Annotated in this window: 18 protein-coding genes and 3 pseudogenes; 12 read left to right on the top strand and 9 right to left on the bottom strand. The window is 56.1% G+C overall.

The features are described from left to right. Window positions 1-43 precede the first annotated feature (43 nt). A complete protein-coding gene (locus K0H48_RS14510; RefSeq protein ID WP_368862142.1) occupies window positions 44-1150 on the top strand; it encodes a CBS domain-containing protein in 1107 nt (368 codons plus the stop codon). 299 nt (window positions 1151-1449) lie between these two features. On the opposite strand, the pseudogene K0H48_RS30960 reads toward K0H48_RS14510, so the two are convergent. Continuing rightward, window positions 1450-1605: pseudogene (locus K0H48_RS30960) on the bottom strand (LexA family protein); the annotation flags it as partial. A gap of 158 nt (window positions 1606-1763) precedes the next feature. On the opposite strand from K0H48_RS30960, the gene K0H48_RS14505 reads away from it, so the two are divergent. The 4 genes and pseudogenes from K0H48_RS14505 (at window position 1764) to K0H48_RS14490 (ending at window position 4492) form a co-directional block, all read left to right on the top strand. Then, the gene (locus K0H48_RS14505; RefSeq protein ID WP_017848887.1) at window positions 1764-2006 is read left to right on the top strand and encodes a CopG family ribbon-helix-helix protein; all 243 of its coding nucleotides are present in this window, start codon (window positions 1764-1766) and stop codon (window positions 2004-2006) included. Then, window positions 1996-2279 (top strand): annotated as a pseudogene (locus K0H48_RS14500) (type II toxin-antitoxin system RelE/ParE family toxin). Before K0H48_RS14505 ends, K0H48_RS14500 begins: the two are co-directional and overlap by 11 nt. Before the next feature lie 559 nt (window positions 2280-2838). Beyond that, window positions 2839-3633: a DUF6602 domain-containing protein gene (locus K0H48_RS14495; protein ID WP_219268012.1), complete on the top strand. Its 795-nt coding sequence runs from the start codon at window positions 2839-2841 to the stop codon at window positions 3631-3633. Between the two features lie 58 nt (window positions 3634-3691). Further along, a complete protein-coding gene (locus K0H48_RS14490) occupies window positions 3692-4492 on the top strand; it encodes a DUF6602 domain-containing protein (RefSeq protein ID WP_219268011.1) in 801 nt (266 codons plus the stop codon). Between the two features lie 19 nt (window positions 4493-4511). On the opposite strand, the pseudogene K0H48_RS14485 reads toward K0H48_RS14490, so the two are convergent. Beyond that, window positions 4512-4670, bottom strand: a pseudogene (locus K0H48_RS14485) (DUF4113 domain-containing protein); the annotation flags it as partial. A gap of 120 nt (window positions 4671-4790) precedes the next feature. Here K0H48_RS14485 and dusA point away from each other — a divergent pair. Together dusA and tal are read left to right on the top strand one after the other, a co-directional pair. Then, window positions 4791-5786: a tRNA dihydrouridine(20/20a) synthase DusA gene (gene dusA / locus K0H48_RS14480; protein WP_219268009.1), complete on the top strand. Its 996-nt coding sequence runs from the start codon at window positions 4791-4793 to the stop codon at window positions 5784-5786. 271 nt (window positions 5787-6057) lie between these two features. Then, entirely contained in the window at window positions 6058-6984 is a 927-nt protein-coding gene (gene tal / locus K0H48_RS14475) for a transaldolase (RefSeq protein ID WP_219268008.1), read from the top strand. Window positions 6985-7181: 197 nt separating this feature from the next. Here tal and rssC read toward each other — a convergent pair whose 3' ends face one another. Both rssC and rssB read right to left on the bottom strand, forming a co-directional pair. After that, on the bottom strand, window positions 7182-7664 hold the full coding sequence (gene rssC, locus K0H48_RS14470; protein ID WP_010212025.1) for an anti-sigma factor antagonist RssC: 483 nt from the start codon (window positions 7662-7664) through the stop codon (window positions 7182-7184). Beyond that, window positions 7664-8845 carry a two-component system response regulator RssB gene (gene rssB, locus K0H48_RS14465; protein WP_110624244.1) on the bottom strand — a complete coding sequence of 394 codons (1182 nt, stop codon included), beginning with the start codon at window positions 8843-8845 and terminating at the stop codon, window positions 7664-7666. Before rssB ends, rssC begins: the two co-directional genes overlap by 1 nt. 276 nt (window positions 8846-9121) lie before the next feature. On the opposite strand from rssB, the gene K0H48_RS14460 reads away from it, so the two are divergent. Further along, window positions 9122-9418 carry a PilZ domain-containing protein gene (locus K0H48_RS14460; protein ID WP_219268007.1) on the top strand — a complete coding sequence of 99 codons (297 nt, stop codon included), beginning with the start codon at window positions 9122-9124 and terminating at the stop codon, window positions 9416-9418. A gap of 62 nt (window positions 9419-9480) precedes the next feature. On the opposite strand, the gene K0H48_RS14455 is transcribed toward K0H48_RS14460, so the two are convergent. Beyond that, the gene (locus K0H48_RS14455) at window positions 9481-10170 is read right to left on the bottom strand and encodes a VacJ family lipoprotein (RefSeq protein ID WP_065929195.1); all 690 of its coding nucleotides are present in this window, start codon (window positions 10168-10170) and stop codon (window positions 9481-9483) included. Between the two features lie 194 nt (window positions 10171-10364). Between K0H48_RS14455 and K0H48_RS14450 the strand changes: the two genes are divergently transcribed. Next, a complete protein-coding gene (locus tag K0H48_RS14450) occupies window positions 10365-10973 on the top strand; it encodes an HAD family phosphatase (RefSeq protein WP_219268006.1) in 609 nt (202 codons plus the stop codon). Window positions 10974-11083: 110 nt separating this feature from the next. Further along, complete coding sequence (locus K0H48_RS14445) at window positions 11084-11350, top strand: DUF4404 family protein (protein WP_053255059.1); 267 nt, start codon at window positions 11084-11086, stop codon at window positions 11348-11350. Between the two features lie 136 nt (window positions 11351-11486). Here the strand turns inward: K0H48_RS14445 and queF are convergent, their stop codons facing one another. After that, window positions 11487-12317, bottom strand: a complete 831-nt coding sequence (gene queF / locus K0H48_RS14440; protein ID WP_219268005.1) for an NADPH-dependent 7-cyano-7-deazaguanine reductase QueF — start codon at window positions 12315-12317, stop codon at window positions 11487-11489. A gap of 66 nt (window positions 12318-12383) precedes the next feature. Continuing rightward, window positions 12384-12905 (bottom strand): plastocyanin/azurin family copper-binding protein, encoded by a 522-nt coding sequence (locus tag K0H48_RS14435; RefSeq protein WP_219268004.1) that lies wholly within the window; start codon window positions 12903-12905, stop codon window positions 12384-12386. Window positions 12906-13061: 156 nt separating this feature from the next. On the opposite strand from K0H48_RS14435, the gene K0H48_RS14430 reads away from it, so the two are divergent. Then, window positions 13062-13742: a heavy metal response regulator transcription factor gene (locus K0H48_RS14430; protein WP_219268003.1), complete on the top strand. Its 681-nt coding sequence runs from the start codon at window positions 13062-13064 to the stop codon at window positions 13740-13742. Then, on the top strand, window positions 13739-15097 hold the full coding sequence (locus tag K0H48_RS14425; protein ID WP_219268199.1) for a heavy metal sensor histidine kinase: 1359 nt from the start codon (window positions 13739-13741) through the stop codon (window positions 15095-15097). The genes K0H48_RS14430 and K0H48_RS14425 overlap by 4 nt, the downstream gene beginning before the upstream one ends. A gap of 110 nt (window positions 15098-15207) precedes the next feature. Here the strand turns inward: K0H48_RS14425 and K0H48_RS14420 are convergent, their stop codons facing one another. Together K0H48_RS14420 and lolD are read right to left on the bottom strand one after the other, a co-directional pair. Then, window positions 15208-16455, bottom strand: coding sequence for a lipoprotein-releasing ABC transporter permease subunit (locus tag K0H48_RS14420; protein ID WP_219268002.1), 1248 nt, complete (start codon window positions 16453-16455; stop codon window positions 15208-15210). Window positions 16456-16515: 60 nt separating this feature from the next. Beyond that, complete coding sequence (gene lolD / locus K0H48_RS14415; RefSeq protein ID WP_020372695.1) at window positions 16516-17199, bottom strand: lipoprotein-releasing ABC transporter ATP-binding protein LolD; 684 nt, start codon at window positions 17197-17199, stop codon at window positions 16516-16518. Window positions 17200-17206: the final 7 nt, after the last annotated feature.

Below are 17206 nucleotides of genomic sequence, written 5' to 3'. Positions count from 1 at the left end.
AGCGTACTCGGACAACAGCATTAGCACTAAGAGGAGTAATCCCGTGGCAGCATCAAATTTGGAAAGACTTGAAAAAATTCTCGAAGGTCTAGGTCCTGGAATGGAATCCATACCCATATCAGTTAGGGAGCTTATAAGTTGGTTCGGAGCGGAACGTAGAGGCTATATGGTAGCCTACAAAATTCGCAAGGCATTAGAATCTCTAGGTGTAACTACAAAACCTGACTTCGACAGCGTCCCGCTTGACGCAAAGATCAAACTTTACGCTCCAACCAAAGAAGAAATAAATCAGCCCGACACTCACGAAAACATTGAAGTAACCTTGGATGAGGAACGTACAACACTGAACGTAGACGAATGCGAACCTTCACAAAATGAACTCATATCTGGGGCCGTATCAGAACCAGCATTTAGAGTAAGTCGGTTTGAAGCCGCAAACGTGAACCTCATAACAGTAAAGCCAGACAGCAGCCTAATTGAGGCTATCACTTTAATGCTGCGACATGATTACTCACAACTCCCTGTAATGACTAACGAACGAGACGTGAAGGGTGTTATTAGCTGGGAAAGCATCACCCCAAAATTGGCCCTAGCAAATTCTCAATCCAAATTTGTTCGAGACTATATGAAGCCGCACAGAGAGATAAACTCTGCGGACTCCATATTCTCAGCACTTCCCAGAATAGTGGAATACTCGTATGTCCTGGTTCGCGCTCCTGACCAGCGCATAAGTGGAATAATCACTACTACTGACCTTAGCGCTCAATTCAAACAACTTTCTGAGCCGTTCCTTCTACTTTCGGAAATTGAAAACCACATAAGAAAGCTAATAGATGGTAAATTCACGAAAGAAGAACTAACAAGAATTGTAAACCCATCAAATAGTGATCGCACCATAGACTCAGTTGCAGACCTAACTTTCGGTGAATACATTAGACTATTTGAAGATCCTAACTTGTGGCTAAAAACCGAGCTCAGAGTTGACAGAAAAACCTTTACCAGAGAACTCGACAAAGTTCGCATCATTAGAAATGAGGTGATGCACTTCGACCCCGATGGAATTTCAGAGGATGACCACGAACTTCTACACCACTTTGTCCGATTTATTCACACAATACAAAGCTTGACCATTAACCCTGTAAAATCATAATAATAAATAAAGGTTCACACCACAACACCTCATTATGCAAATACAAGCAGCGATAATGCACATTTCGGAAACACCAATCAGGGTAACGCTGTCCCGCTAGTTGAATTTTACTTCCCAAAGCTGATTGAGCCTTGTTGTATAGCTTTGGCTGATCATCCCTCACAGCGTACAACATTCGGAATCAAGCGGGACACTGGCCGAACGCAGCGTTCCCCTCCCCAACCTTCATTAATCTGGTCTAACACACCCATCACCCGAGTTGCTTCAGCTGTCTGTGATATTGCGAAGAGATCATCGGTATACTTCCCCGACTGGCACAAATTCATCAACATCACCTCAGCCTTGCTGTGGCCGCTTTTGCACAGACGCTTGCAAACTGGCTCATTGTTCAGCAGCGCTACTACCACGTGACCATGGGCCGGTTCAATGGCGCGATCCACCACCGCGAAGTCACCATAAAGATATCGGGGTCAAAAGATATCGGGGTCAGACCACGACATCCCGGCAGCGAGGTGGAACAAATCACTTCCGGATACACACAGCGACGACCTGCTGATTCAAGCCAGCGCTCCACGGTGTAAGATGCCCACAACCATCCACCATCGAGGCAGCCATGACTGGAATCTCCCTAAACCTCCCGGAAGACCTGTCCAACTCTCTCGCCGACCTGGCCAAAACCAACGGCCAGACTGCGACCTATCTGGCAATGGACGTCCTCCGCGACTACATCGAGCACGAAAAAACGCTGACCGCTCAGATCGAGCTGGCAGTAAAAGAAGCCGATCAAGGCAAATTCGCCACCGATGACCAAGTGGCAGCGATGCGCGCCAGGCGCTGGAGCCGGAATGCGGGTTGAGTGGCTTGAAAAAGCACTCAAAAATCTGGAAGACGAAGCAAACTATATCGCTCTCGAAAATCCAAAGGCGGCTGACGACTTCTCCGATGCCATCTTCGCCAGCGTTGACAAGCTAGCTCAGTTTCCTCGATGGGCCGTGAAGGTCGGGTTAAACACACCCGAGAATGGGCGGTACCCAACTGGTCCTACCTGATCCCGTATCGAGTACGCGGAGATCGCCTACAAATCCTCGGCGTATTCCACACACGGCAACGTCCGCGTTCGAAGTGGTGATGGCCGCAAAACAAGCGCCTCCCACACCCAAGCCCCATCCCTGATAAACTGCGCCCCATTCACCCCGCTGACTCAGATCCCCCAATGCCCCTGCAATCCGCCCCACTCTCCCGCCGCTTCTCCGTCGCCCCAATGATGGATTGGACGTAGAGCTTCTCCAACCCCTGTTTTGTATGGCCTAGAAGCTCTTACGCATGGTTCATGTAGCAATTTCTAAGCGATCATCTCTCTACCGCCTTGCTGTTGAAACGCTCGGAATCACGGTTGCTTCAGATAAGATGGGCAATATAAATATAATGACGGGCAGTTGATCGGCACATAGCACACCCTGGAATTTTTCGGGCCGCCACGAACCTGCCCACTATCAACTGTGATGGAGAACAGGCTGAATTTTCAGCGATGCTCCCTAATACTACCGTACGCAAAAACGCATCCTCTTTCATCAACGATGGGCGACCTCATCACCTCGCGAGTTTTTCTCTTTCCTTCAGACCATTTGTGATGACATTCTGCCTGTACCGGAAAACCACTCGAAGGACAGAGAATGCTATTCAGTCACATGACCGCAGTCGAAGAAAGGATCCTAGCCAGCTCCAAAATAAGTGCTAATAGTGGTCATAGTTTGCACAAAGGCACCCCACGCGAGGCTTTTATTAAAGAATTTCTTGAAGCCCATCTTCCCTCAACAGTCGCAATCGGAACCGGGGAAATCATTGACTCTTCCTCCACCCCAAATGGATCTAGAAACCAATTTGATATAGTCATTTATCGGAAAAGCTTCCCTAAGTTAGATCTCGGCGGAGGAATCAGTGCATTCCTTGTTGAATCCGTTATAGCTACGATAGAAGTAAAATCCACACTTGATGAGCAAGGGCTTGAGCAAGCGATAAAAGCAGCACGCAACGCAAAAAAACTACAACCTCATGTATTTAAATTTATCCAGATAGGTTACGAACTTCCCGCAATAGTAAATTTTGTCGTTGCATATGCTGGACCAGCAAGAATCGAAACCGCATACAATTGGATAAACAACATACATGAGTCACTAAAGATAACCTCTCCGCAAGTTAACTTCCCAGAACGCTATGACACTCCCTCTCCGTCTATTGACGGAGTATTTATCCTTAAAAAAGGTTTTTTACACTTCGACAACATACCCGACTCAATGACTCCTTCAGACCTCAGGGCCTCCAACCCGTATTCAAACTGGGTATTAGCTGAGTCAGAGAGCGGCACCCTCCTATATTTATTTTTCCTATTAAGCAACCTATGTATACATAGTGCTAGCTTCGCAATAAATGCAGAGAAATACCTATCAAAAATCCCTCAAAATGGATTCAAACTATTGCGCTAATGCAGAAATTATAAACTCTCCACCATTTGGAAATAATTGTATTTAAACGGAGCAATCGATGAAGACCACAAAGCATTTTGACTATATTACTAATCGAATCACCGCAGCCAAACGCAACGCAGATAGCTTAGCATCAGGTATAGGACACCATGGTATAGCGGGAGAAATACGTGAGATAGCGGTCAAAGAATGTATTGAGCCGTTCTTAACACAAAGCTATCAATGTGGAACCGGAAAAGTTATTGACTCCTTCCAAAAACTTTCCGACCAACTTGACTTGATAGTTTATCATAAAAAAGTTGCACCTCCGATACTGGTTGGCAGAGACCTTGGACTGTACCCTATCGAATGCGTACGATATGTCTTGGAAATAAAAACAACCCTTAACGCCAACGAGATAAGAGATAGCAACAAAAAATTCAGATCCATCTCAATGCTTACATCTTTCCCAAAGCAAGAAGAGAATGGCTCAATAACAAGCGGCCCTCGTCCGACCACGGTTCTTTTAGCTTTCAATTCAGATATAGCCGGCTCCGAAATCGAACGCTATCAAAAACACACAGTTGATGATTATCCTCCATGCACTGTGCTTTGTGTACTTGGAAAGGGATATTGGTTCTTTCATGGCCCATCTAAGAGTTGGTGTGGACTCGAAACGACTCGCGGGTACCCGCCTTTTTTCGAATTCAGCATGTTCATAACGGGCTTAATGAATACCTTATCTTCAGAAGAAACTTCGATTAGGCCATTCAGCCCAGGAGTATACATAAATATCGATGACATCTTACTCCAACCACTATCTAGCCCGTTTGAAAGCACTGATACTGTAGAAGATAACTGTACAGATACTAAAGATTAATCCCCCACAGCGTACATCACTAACTGCATTGTCCCACCCAAAGCTGATCAAGTTTGGTTGTATAACTCTGACTCATCATCTTTCGACGCATCTCCCAGTCAGGATCCACAGGCACGCTGGCCGAGCACACCGTACCCCTGCCCCATCGTCCATTGATCTTGTCCAGCACCTTCATCACCCACGAAAAAGGGGACAGATTTATTTAAAACTGGGTCTCGTGTCAGACGATCAATACCCGGCCTCTCAAACCCATTCCTGATAAACTGCTCACCCTTCGCATTCTCCATCCCAGATCCCAATGCCTTCAGTCATAGCTCCACCGCAACCTTTCTCCCGCCGCTTCTCCGTCGCCCCCATGATGGATTGGACCGACCGCCACTGCCGCTACTTCCTGCGCCTGCTCTCCAAGCACGCCCTGCTCTACACCGAGATGGTGACCACTGGCGCGATCCTGCACGGCGACCACGAGCGCTTCCTGCGCCATAACGAAGCCGAGCACCCACTCGCTTTGCAACTGGGCGGCAGTGTCCCCGCCGACCTCGCCGCCTGCGCACGCATGGCTGAAGCTGCCGGTTACGATGAGGTGAACTTGAACGTCGGCTGCCCGAGTGATCGGGTGCAGAACAATATGATCGGCGCGATCTTGATGGCGCACCCGGCGCTGGTGGCGGAGTGTGTGAAGGCGATGCGGGATGCGGTGTCGATTCCGGTGACGGTGAAGCATCGTATCGGGATCAATGGGCGGGACAGTTATGCCGAGTTGTGTGATTTCGTTGGCACGGTGAGGGATGCGGGGTGTACGAGTTTTACCGTGCATGCGCGGATTGCGATTCTGGAGGGGTTGTCGCCGAAGGAGAATCGGGATATTCCGCCGTTGCGGTATGACGTGGCGGCGCAGTTGAAGCAGGATTTCCCGGAGTTGGAGATTGTGTTGAATGGCGGGATCAAGACGCTGGAGCAGTGCCAGGCGCATTTGCAGGTGTTTGATGGGGTGATGTTGGGGCGGGAGGCTTATCACAATCCGTATGTGTTGGCGCAGGTGGATCAGCAGTTGTTTGGCAGTGCGGCGCCGGTGGTGAGTCGGGCGCAGGTGTTGGCGCAGTTGCGGCCGTATATTGCGGAGCATTTGGCCAGTGGTGGGGCGATGCATCACATTACTCGGCATGTGTTGGGGTTGGGGACTGGGTTTCCGGGGGCTCGGAAGTTCAGGCAGTTGTTGTCGGTGGATATTCATAAGGCGAGTGATCCGTTGGCGTTGTTGGATCAGGCTGGGGAGTTGTTGGAGGGGCGGTGAGGGGTTGGGTGTCAGGGAGTTGGTTGGTGGCTGGGCTGTTGTGGCGAGCCTGCTCGCCACAGGAAGCCAGCTTTCACACGGGAGCTGCGGTGGCTCGGGGAACTTGGGTTGAACCTGTCGGGGGTTTTGGTCTCCTAGTTAGCAGTATGGCCGGTGATTCAAACGGCTGTTTTCAGGTTGTTGCCCGCGCAAACGACCGAATGTATTTGCGCCCTTGAGCGCTTGTCGGCGCTCGGGTAATGTCATCAGACCCACAGGACAGAGCACGCCCATGACTTCCAAGCTGGAACAACTCAAGCAATTCACCACTGTCGTAGCCGATACCGGCGATTTTTCTACCCTCGCCAAGCTCAAGCCACAAGACGCCACTACCAACCCTTCCCTGCTGCTCAAGGCGGCGTCGATTCCAGGCTATGCCAATCTGCTGGATGAGGCTGTGAAGGACTGCAACGGTGACGTGGGCCTGGCCAGTGACCGTTTTGCGGTGGCGGTGGGTCAGGAGATTCTCAAAGTCGTGCCGGGGCGTATTTCCACTGAGGTGGATGCGCGTTTGTCGTTCGATGAGGCCGCGATTCTCAAGCGTGCGCACCGTCTGATCGATCTGTACGACAAAGCCGGCGTAGGCCGTGACCGCGTGCTGATCAAGATCGCCTCCACTTGGGAAGGCATCCGCGCAGCGGAGAAGCTGGAAAAAGAAGGCATTCAGACCAACCTGACGCTGCTGTTCTCGTTCGCCCAGGCCGTGGCCTGCGCCGAAGCCGGTGTGTTCCTGATTTCACCATTCGTGGGCCGTATCTACGACTGGTACAAGAAGGCCAACGGCAACGACTACACGGGCGCTGAAGACCCAGGCGTTGTGTCGGTAACGCGCATCTACAACTACTACAAGGCCAATGGCTACAAAACCGTAGTGATGGGTGCGAGCTTCCGTAACCTCAGCCAGATTGAAGAGCTGGCCGGCTGTGACCGCCTGACCATCAGCCCGGACCTGCTGGAGAAGCTGGCCGCCGATGAAGGCAAGCTGGAGCGCAAGCTGTCGCCAGGCCATGCCGGTGAAGCACGGGTGCATTTGACTGAAGCGCAGTTCCGTTGGGAGTCCAACGAGGATGCGATGGCGACTGAGAAGCTGGCGGAAGGCATTCGTCAGTTTGCTCGCGACCAGGAGAAGCTGGAGGCGTTGTTGACTGCCAAGCTGTAAGGCAGGCGGCGACAAAAAGGGCGGCACCTGTGAGGGTGCCGCCCTTTTTTATGGTCGCTGATCTCAAGCCGAACTCAGTGCAAACTGTGGGAGCGGGTTTGCTCGCGAATGCGGTGGGTCAGTTATGAATTTTCTGACTGACACACCGCATTCGCGAGCAAGCCCGCTCCCACATTGGATTGGGTTTCAACTGAAGGTCAGTGGCGTTCCAGCGCGTTGACCAGGTCGTGGAAGGCTTCGCGGTTGGACTCGTTCAAGCCCATCAGGATCTTGTGCGCTTCCAGCACTTTGACCCGCACGATTTCTTCGGACTGGTCTTGCGAAGGCAGGTCGGTCAGGCATTCCGGGCACGGTATCGGGCGGTCAACGATGTTGAACACTTGATCAAAGCCCATGGATTGCAACAGCCGGGTGATGTCTTCGTGGGTGGTAACCACAGTCGGCAACAGGCCGACCTTCTGCCGAGACAGAATGGACAACTTGGCCAGCAGGCCAAGGGTGGTGCTATCGATGCTGCGGGTTTCGGTCAGATCGATCACGATCGCTGAGAAGTTCAGCGCGGTGAAGATCCGCTCAATCGTCGCATCCAGCGCCGAACACAAGGTCAGGCGCACTTCACCGACAAACTTCAGGACGAAGGTCCCGTCTTGCTCGGCGAATTGGATTCTTCCGGTACTCATCAAAGATTCCTGCTCAACACCAATAGGGCGATATCATCCGGCATCTCCCCTAGCGTGGCCAATCCAAAAACCTGCCGCAGGCCATCCAGGCTGCCGCCCGCCGACTTGACCTTTTGGGGCAAGGCGGCTTCTTTCTCTTTGAGTGTAGGCTCTGGAAGAAGGTCCAGTATGCCGTCGGACATCAGCGTAAGGCTGAACGTCGGAGGCAGTTCCAGAATGTGGTCTTCGTAGGTGGCTTCGTTAAACAAGCCCACCGGCAGACCACGGCCTTCCAGATAACGCACACTGTCGGGAGTGTATAAAACCGGCATCGGCAGGTGACCGCCGATGCTGTAGGTCAAAAGACCGGTTTCTTCATCAATCACGCCGCCGACCATCGTCACGTGCTTGCCCAGCTTACAGCTGATCAGGCCTCGGTTGATGTGGCCCAGCACCTCGGAGGGGGTGAACTCCGGCAAGGTGCCATTGCGCTTGGATTCGAACAACAGCCGTGTGGTCATGAATTTCAACAACACGGTCACAAAAGCAGAAGAAGCGCCGTGGCCGGACACGTCGGCCAGGTAGAACGCCACACGTCGCTCATCGACGCGGAAGTAGTCGACGAAATCACCCGACAGGTACAGCGACGGGATGATCTGGTGCGCAAACTTGAATTCGTCGATGGTCCACGGGCTCACCGGCAGCATGTTCATCTGCACCTGGCGACCGGCGTTCTGGTCTTCCTGGAGCAAATTAAGGCTGGCTTCGAGTTCGCGGTTGGCGGTTTCGAGCTTTTCTCGGTAGCGCTGGTTTTCCAGCAGCAGGCGGGCACGGTCGAGCGCGCGGCGCACCGAGTGCTCCAGCACCGCCAGGTCTTCCAGGGGTTTGATCAGGTAGTCGGCGGCGCCCAGGCGCAGGGCCTCGACAGCATCGTTCATCACGCCGGCACCGGACACAACAATCACTGGCGTCTGCGGCGCACGCTCGGTTACCTGGCGAATCAGCTCCAGGCCGCCCATTTGGGGCATGCGCAGGTCGCAGATCACGAGGTCGGGCTTGTCGCGCTCGAACACCTGGAGACCCTGTTGGCCATTACTGGCCTGCAGGACGCTGAAGCCACTGTCTTCCAAATAGGCCGCGAGGCTCGCGCGCACTACTTCGTCGTCATCGATTATCAGCAGCGTGGCACTGGTTTTTTGCATGTGGGCAAACGGCGCCAGAATTAGGTTGGCGTAGGCGGCTCGGCAATGGCCGGGCTCACGTACTGGATTCGCTTTCTAGCCTCTCTGTCCTACAAAGTACCGGGATTTCTCCCATGCACAACGGTAAAGCAGAGGTGCCCTTCTAAGGCGCAGACGGTACTCCCATCCGTCAGGGGTTTCAAGCTCATGCCGATGGTCGCCGGGCGTCTTTACACCGCAAATCACCGGGAGTTATAAGAACAGTCACCACCACAACACAAAGTAAGGATGGAACCCGTGAGCGAACATGAGCGCGGCTACGACGAAAAACGCGATTTCATCCGCATGCGCGTGGATGCCGATGTGGCGCTGATCCACGCAGGGCAAGAGATTGCCGGGGTTTGCGTGGACCTTTCCAGCTCCGGCATGCAGGTTGAAGCACCGCGACAGTTTCAGGTGGGGGACCAACTGACCGTGCGCATCGATTCGGAGCATGCCGCCCTCGCCGGCCTGGAAGCAGACACCGAGGTGGTGTGGGCTAAAAGCGACGGCGAGCGCCAGCACCTGGGCCTCAAGATCTTGAAAATGCACTGAAAACCGCGCACAAAAAAGGCGACCTATAAAGGTCGCCTTTTTTCATTTCAAAACGTCACGGCTTAAAAGTCGTCGACAACCTTGCCGTCTTTTACCTTGAACTCACGGTTCTGCAGGTAAGCGTTACGGATAAAGGTGTACTTGTCGCCAGTGATCAGCTTCTCGCTGTCGAGCAGGCTGGCACGGGTATCAACGATGTTCAGGCCGAAGGTGCTGTTACGCCAGCCGATATCGTTCATGTAGCGGTACGGTTGGGTGTAGCTGTCGACGTATTTGGACGGCGCATCACGCAGGGTGCTTGGGCCCAGCAGCGGCAGCATCACGTAAGGGCCGCTGCCTACGCCCCAGTAGCCGAGGGTCTGGCCGAAGTCTTCATCGCTGCGTTGCAGCCCCATTTTGGTGCCGACATCAACAAAGCCGAGCACGCCGAAGGTGGTGTTCATCAACAGGCGGGCGGTGTCTACACCGGCGGCGTGCGGCTTGAGCTGCAGCACGTTGTTGGCCAGGTTGCCGACATCGCCGATGTTGCGGAAGAAGTTGTGGATGCCGTCTTGCACGAATTGCGGGGTTACAAATTGATAACCCTGGGCAATCGGCTTGAGCGCGTAGGTATCAACGGTGTCGTTGAAGGTGAAGATCGGACGGTTGACGCTTTCCCATGGATCGTCTTCCGACGCAGCCTGGGCCGCGAACGGGGCGAGCAGGATAGTTGCACACACAGATAGCTGAGCGAAGTACTGGCTCCAGCGCATAGCTTTGGCTCCTTGAATGGTCTGTCATGGGCGCTATGCCCTGAATAAGACCGTCAGTATATGACGGATGGGTGGATTTAGGCAGTAACGAGGAATCGACATACGCAAAATGCACAAAATTCCTACAAACAAGTTGAGTGTCATCCGCTTGTCATGCAGCCCGGATAGCGTTGTATTATTTCAGGGAAGTAGAAATGCCTCACGCCGAAATTGCCGTCGCCAGCGCCTCCACCTTGACTGCCGTGCTGTTTGGCCTGAGTGGCTGCCTGGTGGATTTCGGTTCCCAGGCCCGCACCGACTCGCCCTGCCCCGACTCCCAGGCCACGCCCGGCGCGCTGAAGATTCTGCGCAGCCTCAAGGACCAAGGCGTGCCCTGCGCCTGGCTGGATGAACTGCCCGCTTCTGTCACCACACCGCTGGCGGCGGCCCTGCCCGCCTGGCTCAAAGCCACGCCACCCTCCGCGATTCGCTGGCCCGCGCCGCATGCTTGCTGGCAAGCCTTGATGGAGCTGAATATCCAACGCCTCGAAGGCTGTGTGCTGGTCAGCGGTGAACCGCGTTTGCTGCAGTCGGGCCTGAATGCCGGGTTATGGACCATCGGCCTGGCGTCCTGCGGCTCGCTGTGCGGCCTGTCGCCGGGACAATGGCAGGCGCTGACCGAGCAGCAACGCGAGCACAAGCGTGGCAAAGCCACGGTGGCGCTGTATGGGCTGGGCGTGCACTCGGTGATTGATCACCTCGGCGAGCTGGGCACGTGCCTGGCGGATATCAGCCTGCGCCAGCTTAAAGGCGAGAAGCCCTGATAGAGATCATGCACTCAAGGCGCCGGTGGATTAATCTACAGGTCAGCCCGTAGACCTTTCACGGCGTGCCGCGGTCTATGCCAGTGCCTATCGATAAAAGGAAGAACGTCATGCCTGACCGCATAAAGCTTGAAGAACAGGTCAACATCCTGCGCGGGCAGTTGGAACAGCAACCGCCGCTGTCTGAAGAAAAACGTGAAGCGCTGGAAGCTTTGATTGCCAAATTCGAATTACAACTCGAACTTGAACCTGCCACCCAAACACCCAGTATTTCCGACGATGTCAATCAAGCGGCGATAGAGTTCGATGCTGAACACCCGGTCATTTCCGGGACATTGCGCAATATTATGATCACCTTGGGCAACATCGGGATCTAATACGATCTCACGCCCAGCACACAACCAACTGTGGGAGCTGGCTTGCCTGCGATGACGATGTATCAGTCACCCGATGTATGACTGATAGACCGCTATCGCAGGCAAGCCAGCTCCCACATTTAGTTTTGGGTGATGCTTACTGACGCGCCAGGCGCACGTTTTGGAACTGCACATCTTCCGTGCTGCGATACGGGTTGATATCCAACCCACCGCGTCGCACATAGCGCGCATACACCGTCAACTTCTCGGGCTTGAGCAACCGCTGCAAGTCCAAAAAGATCCGCTCCACGCACTGCTCATGAAAGTCCGAGTGCTGGCGGAAGCTCACGATATATTCCAGCAAACTGGCGTGATCCAGCGCGTGGCCACGGTACTCCACCACCACGCTGCCCCAATCCGGCTGGCTGGTGACCGGGCAGTTGGATTTGAGCAGGTGGCTGTGCACGCTTTCCTCGACGATGCGCGAGTCGTCGCAACGCAGCAGTTCCGGGCGCGGGTGCTCGTAGTTGCTGACGCTGATGTCCAGCTCGTCGATGCACGCGCCCGGCAACGCCATCACGCCTTCGGCCTCAATCTCGGCCAAGCTGCGGATGCGCACGCTCACAGGCAGGCCGGCGGCGGCGCTGAGGTCGGTACGCAAGGTGGCTTCCAGGCTTTGCGTATCGGCAAACGCGGTCTGGTTCAGCGAGTTCAGGTACAACTTGAAAGACTTGGACTCGATGATGTTCGGCGACTCGGCCGGGATGCTGAATTCACCGATGGCCACCACCGGCTTGCCCGATGGCAGCAACCACGACAGTTCAAAGCAGTTCCAGAAGTCCACGCCCTTATAAGGCAGGGTTTCGGCAGTCAGGCCCAACTCGGCCCATTTGGCGGCGCGAGGGATCGGGAACAGCAACGACGGCGTGTAGGTAGAGATGTATTCACTGGACTTGCCCAGCGGCGAATGTTCGGCTGCGGGATGCATGGCGGAAACCTGGCTAAATAAACCGCGCCAGTCTACCAGCCTTTGCTCCCGCCCTTAAGAATCGCCTCACTCAACGGTCAGCTTGCCGACCATGCCCGCCTGATAGTGCCCCGGAATGTTGCAGGCAAACTCCAGGCCGGTGGCCTTGGTAAAGGTCCAGGTCAGTTCGGCGGTCTTGCCCGGCTCCACCAGCACGCTGTTGGGATCGTCATGCTTCATGCCGCCCATATCGCCATGCCCCATGGCGGCGTGGTCCATCTTGCCCATGCCGGTGGCGGTGAGCATGCCGCTGGCCTGCATCTTGAGCATTTCTTTCTGGTGTTCGGCGTGCATCGCCGCATCACCCAGGTTGAATTCGTGCAGTAACTGGCCTTTATTGACCAGCACAAAGCGCACGGTCTCACCGGCTTTTACATCCAGAGCCTTGGGCGAAAAGGCAATATCCTGCAGGGTGACTTCCACGGTGCGCGTGGCTTTATCGGCCGGTGCCGGGTGACCAAACGCGTAGGTGTGGGCCTCATCAGCCAGCACATTGAAATTCAACGCAAACAAACAGCCCGCCAATAACAGTGGTGTACGCAACGCCATAACGCTTCTCCAAAAAAGTGTGTCCAGCTTGCTCAGCACTTTAAGATGGCCCCGCTGCCAGCCAGCTGACTGCTAGATTACAACTTTGTCAGGTTACGCCCTTACGCTGACCCCCACGGTATAAAGCCCATCGTCACCTGTTGCCACGAGTTGCCCATGAAACTGCTGATCGTTGAAGACCAACCGAAAACCGGCCACTACCTGCGCCAAGGCTTGGCCGAGGCAGGTTTTACCACTGAATTGGTGGCCGACGGCACCACTGGCCAGCACCTGGCGCTGACTGGCGACTACGACCTGTTGATCCTCGATGTAATGCTGCCCGGCCGCGACGGCTGGCAAATTCTGCAAGCGGTGCGCAGTGCTGGCCTGGAAATCCCGGTGTTGTTCCTCACCGCGCGCGATGCGGTGGAAGACCGCGTGCATGGCCTGGAACTGGGCGCCGACGATTACCTGGTCAAGCCTTTCGCCTTTTCCGAACTGCTGGCGCGGGTGCGCAGCCTGTTGCGCCGTGGCAGCAGCACACCGCAGGAAACCGCGCTGCAACTGGCCGACCTGCGCCTGGACCTGATCCGCCGACGTGTCGAGCGCGACGGCCAGCGCATCGACCTCACCGCCAAGGAGTTCGCCCTGCTCGAACTGCTGCTGCGCCGCCAGGGCGAAGTGCTGCCCAAGAGCCTGATTGCCTCCCAGGTGTGGGACATGAATTTCGACAGCGACACCAATATCATCGAAGTGGCGATCCGCCGCCTGCGCCTTAAAGTCGATGACACCTTCCCCACCAAGCTGATCCACACCGTGCGCGGCATGGGTTATGTGCTGGAGGAGCGGTGCAATTGATCCCGCGCCTGTCCCTAGCCAGCCGTCTGGCCCTGTTATTTGCTGGCTGTACGGCGGTGGTCTCGCTCATCGCCGGGGTAGTGTTCAACCACGCCAGCGAAGCGCACTTTATCGAACTGGACCAGCAGCAACTCGACGGCAAACTGATTGCACTGCGCAGCACCTTGCAGGGTGTCGACTCACTGGCGTCCTTCACCCAACGAGAAGCGCAACTGCGTGCCGAACTCAGCCGCCAGCCGGACCTGGCCCTGCGCATCAGCGCCGCCGGCCAACGCTGGTTTGATGGCGCGCCGAGCGTCACGCTGCCCGCAGCGCCCGGCTTGCACAGCCTGCAGAACGCGGGCACCGACTACCGTGTGTACAACGCACCGTTGCTGGCGGGCCAACCCGGCTCGCCGCAACTGTCGCTGGTTCTCGACATCACGCACCACCAGCACTTTCTGCAACGCATGCAGCGGTTGATCTGGCTCACGGTCGGCTTGTCCGCCCTGGCCACCGCGCTGCTGGGTGCATGGGCTGCGCGCAGCGGGCTGCGGCCGTTGCGGCGCATGAGCGAAGTGGCGGCAGGCGTGTCGGCGCATTCCCTGACCCAGCGCTTGCCCCAGGCGCAAATGCCGCTGGAGCTGGCCGAGCTCGCCCAGGCGTTTAACGCGATGCTGGGGCGGCTCGACGACTCGTTCCAGCGTTTGTCGGCCTTCTCTGCCGACATTGCCCATGAACTGCGCACGCCACTGTCGAACCTGCTGACCCAAACCCAGGTGATCCTCACCCAGCCACGCCCGCTGGAGGACTACCGCGAGACGCTGCACAGCAACCTGGAGGAGTTGCAGTGGATGGCGCAGTTGGTGAATGACATGCTGTACCTGGCCAAAGCCGACCATGGCCTGCTGATGCCCAAGCGTGAAGCGCTGGCGCTGCAGGATGAAGTGGAGGCGTTGCTGGAGTTTTTTGCGCTGTTGGCCGAAGACGCGCAGGTCAAGCTGGTGTGCGAGGGCACGGCTCGAACGGCGGGCGATCGCGGCATGTTGCGCCGGGCCTTGTCGAACTTGCTGGATAACGCGCTGCGGTTTACCCCAGTGGGTGGCGAGGTGCGGGTGCGGATAATGGAAAGCGCACAGGCTGTGACGCTGACTGTCGCCAATACCGGGGAAGGTATCCCTGCGGCTTTGTTACCTAAATTGTTTGATCGGTTCTATCGCGCAGACCCGGCGCGCCGTGAAGGCAGCAGCGAGCATGCGGGGCTGGGGTTGGCGATTACCCAGTCGATTGTGCGGGCGCATGGCGGGAGGATTTATTGTGAGTCTGAAGCCGGGTGGACCAGGTTTGTGATTGAGTTACCCAAGGGGCACAGATGATCGTTCCCACGCTCCGCGTGGGAATGCCTCGCTGGACGCTCTGCGTCCGCTCTTAGTGACGCGGAGCGTCACGGGCTGCATTCCCACGCGGAGCGTGGGAACGATCGGTATTACGAATATCTCAACGCATGCGCCGGCTCAATCTTCGCCGCCCGATACGCCGGGTAGATCGTCGCCAAAAAGCTCAATACAAACCCGGCTGTGCAAATCAGCAGCACATCACCGCCTTGCAGCTCGGAAGGCAAGTTGCTGACGAAGTACACGTCCGAACTGAAGATATGCTGCCCGGTCACGCGCTCCAGCCAGCCCACCAGTTCACTCACGTTCAGCGCAGCAATCACACCCAGCACGCCGCCGATCAGGGTGCCGACAATACCAATCACCGTGCCCTGCACCATGAAGATCGCCATGATCTGCCGTGGCGTGGCGCCGATGGTGCGCAAAATCGCGATGTCCGCGCCTTTGTCGTTCACCACCATAATCAGCGTGGCGATGATGTTGAACGCAGCGACGGCGACGATCATCAGCAACAGCAGGCCGATCATGGTCTTTTCCATCTTCATTGCGCTGAACAGGCTGCCCTGGGTATGGGTCCAGTCATCCGGCTTGTAGTCGGCGCCCAGGCTCGCGGCAATGTCCGCCGAAACCTTGGGTGCTGCGTACAGATCCTTCACTGCCAGGCGCACACTTTGCACCTGGTTTGGCTGCCAATGCTGGATCTCGGCGGCGTCGGCCATGTTGATCAAGGCCATGGAGCCATCCAGCTCGGCACCGACCTTGAAGATACCGACCACGTTCAGACGCTGCATGCGCGGGGTGATGCCACCCGGTGCGGCCGTGCTGATTTCCGGCACGATCAGGGTCAGCTTGTCGCCGACGTTCAGGCGAAAACGCCGTGCGGTGATGTCGCCGATTACTACGCCGAACTCGCCGGCCTTCAGGTCTTCGAGTTTGCCGCGCACGATATGCTGGGCCACGATCGACACCTTGCCTTCCTGGGCCGGGTCAACGCCGCTGATCTCGATCGGCTGCATCGCGCCCTTGTAGGAGAACATGCCGTCCATCTGTGTGAACGGCACCGCAGCCGTGACCTCGGGGTTCTTCAGCGCGGCGGCGGCCACGGGCTGCCAGTTATCAATCGGCTTCACACCGACGATGGTGGCGTGGGGCACCATGCCGAGAATGCGCGTGCTCATTTCACGCTGGAAGCCGTTCATTACCGACAGCACCACGATCATCGCCAGCACGCCCAAGGCGAGGCCGATCATCGAGGTCATCGAGATAAACGAGACAAAACGGTTGCGGCGCTTGGCGCGGGTATAGCGCGTGCCGATAAAAATCGATAACGGTCTGAACATTCGCGGGCACCGTTTAAAAAAATGAAAAAGCCTGGCTTAAAAAGCCAGGCTTGAAACGGGTCAGATAGCGACCAGATGACCTTCCTGCAGGTGCAACACGCGGTCCATCTGGCGGGCCATGCTCATGTCATGGGTGACCACCAGGAACGCGGTGCGCATCTGGGTGCTCAGTTCCAGCATCAAGTCCTTGATGCCTTGCGCCGTGTGGGAGTCGAGGTTTCCGGTCGGCTCATCGAGCATCACCAAGCCTGGGTTGTTCACCAGGGCACGGGCAATGGCCACACGCTGGCGCTCGCCGCCGGACAGTTCCGCCGGTTTGTGCTCCAAGCGATGGCCGAGGCCGACGCGCTCCAGCAGTGCCTTGGCGCGCTGGCGCGCTTCGGGGATCGCGGTCTTGCCGATCAGCAGCGGCATGCACACGTTTTCCAGCGCGGTGAATTCCGGTAGCAGGTGGTGGAACTGGTACACAAAACCGAGCGAACGGTTGCGCAGTTGGCCACGGGCTTTTTCACCGAGTGCCGACAGCTCTTCACCGGCCAGCCACACGCTACCCTCGGAAGGCGTATCCAGACCGCCCAACAGGTTGAGCAAGGTACTTTTGCCGGAACCGGAACTGCCGACGATCGCCACGCGCTCGCCCGGGTGCAGCTCAAGTTGCAGGTTGGACAACACCACCACCGATTCCGGGCCTTCCTCGTAGGATTTGCCCAGGTTGCGGCAGCTCAAGATTGCTTTTTCACTCATGCCCGAT

This window comes from Pseudomonas sp. Xaverov 259 (assembly GCF_019352915.1).
GTDB lineage: Bacteria > Pseudomonadota > Gammaproteobacteria > Pseudomonadales > Pseudomonadaceae > Aquipseudomonas.
Note: the sequence above shows the minus strand (reverse complement) of the source record. Positions and strands in the feature narration are given on the sequence as shown.

Excerpts from the sequence above, each read along its gene's own strand:
- K0H48_RS14505 (WP_017848887.1), top strand. The coding sequence starts at position 1,764 with ATGACTGGAATCTCCCTAAACCTCCCGGAAGACCTGTCCAACTCTCTC.
- rssC (WP_010212025.1), bottom strand. The coding sequence starts at position 7,664 with ATGAGTACCGGAAGAATCCAATTCGCCGAGCAAGACGGGACCTTCGTC.
- K0H48_RS14445 (WP_053255059.1), top strand. The coding sequence starts at position 11,084 with ATGCCTGACCGCATAAAGCTTGAAGAACAGGTCAACATCCTGCGCGGG.
- K0H48_RS14490 (WP_219268011.1), top strand. The coding sequence starts at position 3,692 with ATGAAGACCACAAAGCATTTTGACTATATTACTAATCGAATCACCGCA.
- K0H48_RS14455 (WP_065929195.1), bottom strand. The coding sequence starts at position 10,170 with ATGCGCTGGAGCCAGTACTTCGCTCAGCTATCTGTGTGTGCAACTATC.
- K0H48_RS14420 (WP_219268002.1), bottom strand. The coding sequence starts at position 16,455 with ATGTTCAGACCGTTATCGATTTTTATCGGCACGCGCTATACCCGCGCC.
- K0H48_RS14450 (WP_219268006.1), top strand. The coding sequence starts at position 10,365 with ATGCCTCACGCCGAAATTGCCGTCGCCAGCGCCTCCACCTTGACTGCC.
- rssB (WP_110624244.1), bottom strand. The coding sequence starts at position 8,845 with ATGCAAAAAACCAGTGCCACGCTGCTGATAATCGATGACGACGAAGTA.
- dusA (WP_219268009.1), top strand. The coding sequence starts at position 4,791 with ATGCCTTCAGTCATAGCTCCACCGCAACCTTTCTCCCGCCGCTTCTCC.
- K0H48_RS14430 (WP_219268003.1), top strand. The coding sequence starts at position 13,062 with ATGAAACTGCTGATCGTTGAAGACCAACCGAAAACCGGCCACTACCTG.
- tal (WP_219268008.1), top strand. The coding sequence starts at position 6,058 with ATGACTTCCAAGCTGGAACAACTCAAGCAATTCACCACTGTCGTAGCC.
- queF (WP_219268005.1), bottom strand. The coding sequence starts at position 12,317 with ATGCATCCCGCAGCCGAACATTCGCCGCTGGGCAAGTCCAGTGAATAC.
- lolD (WP_020372695.1), bottom strand. The coding sequence starts at position 17,199 with ATGAGTGAAAAAGCAATCTTGAGCTGCCGCAACCTGGGCAAATCCTAC.
- K0H48_RS14435 (WP_219268004.1), bottom strand. The coding sequence starts at position 12,905 with ATGGCGTTGCGTACACCACTGTTATTGGCGGGCTGTTTGTTTGCGTTG.
- K0H48_RS14495 (WP_219268012.1), top strand. The coding sequence starts at position 2,839 with ATGACCGCAGTCGAAGAAAGGATCCTAGCCAGCTCCAAAATAAGTGCT.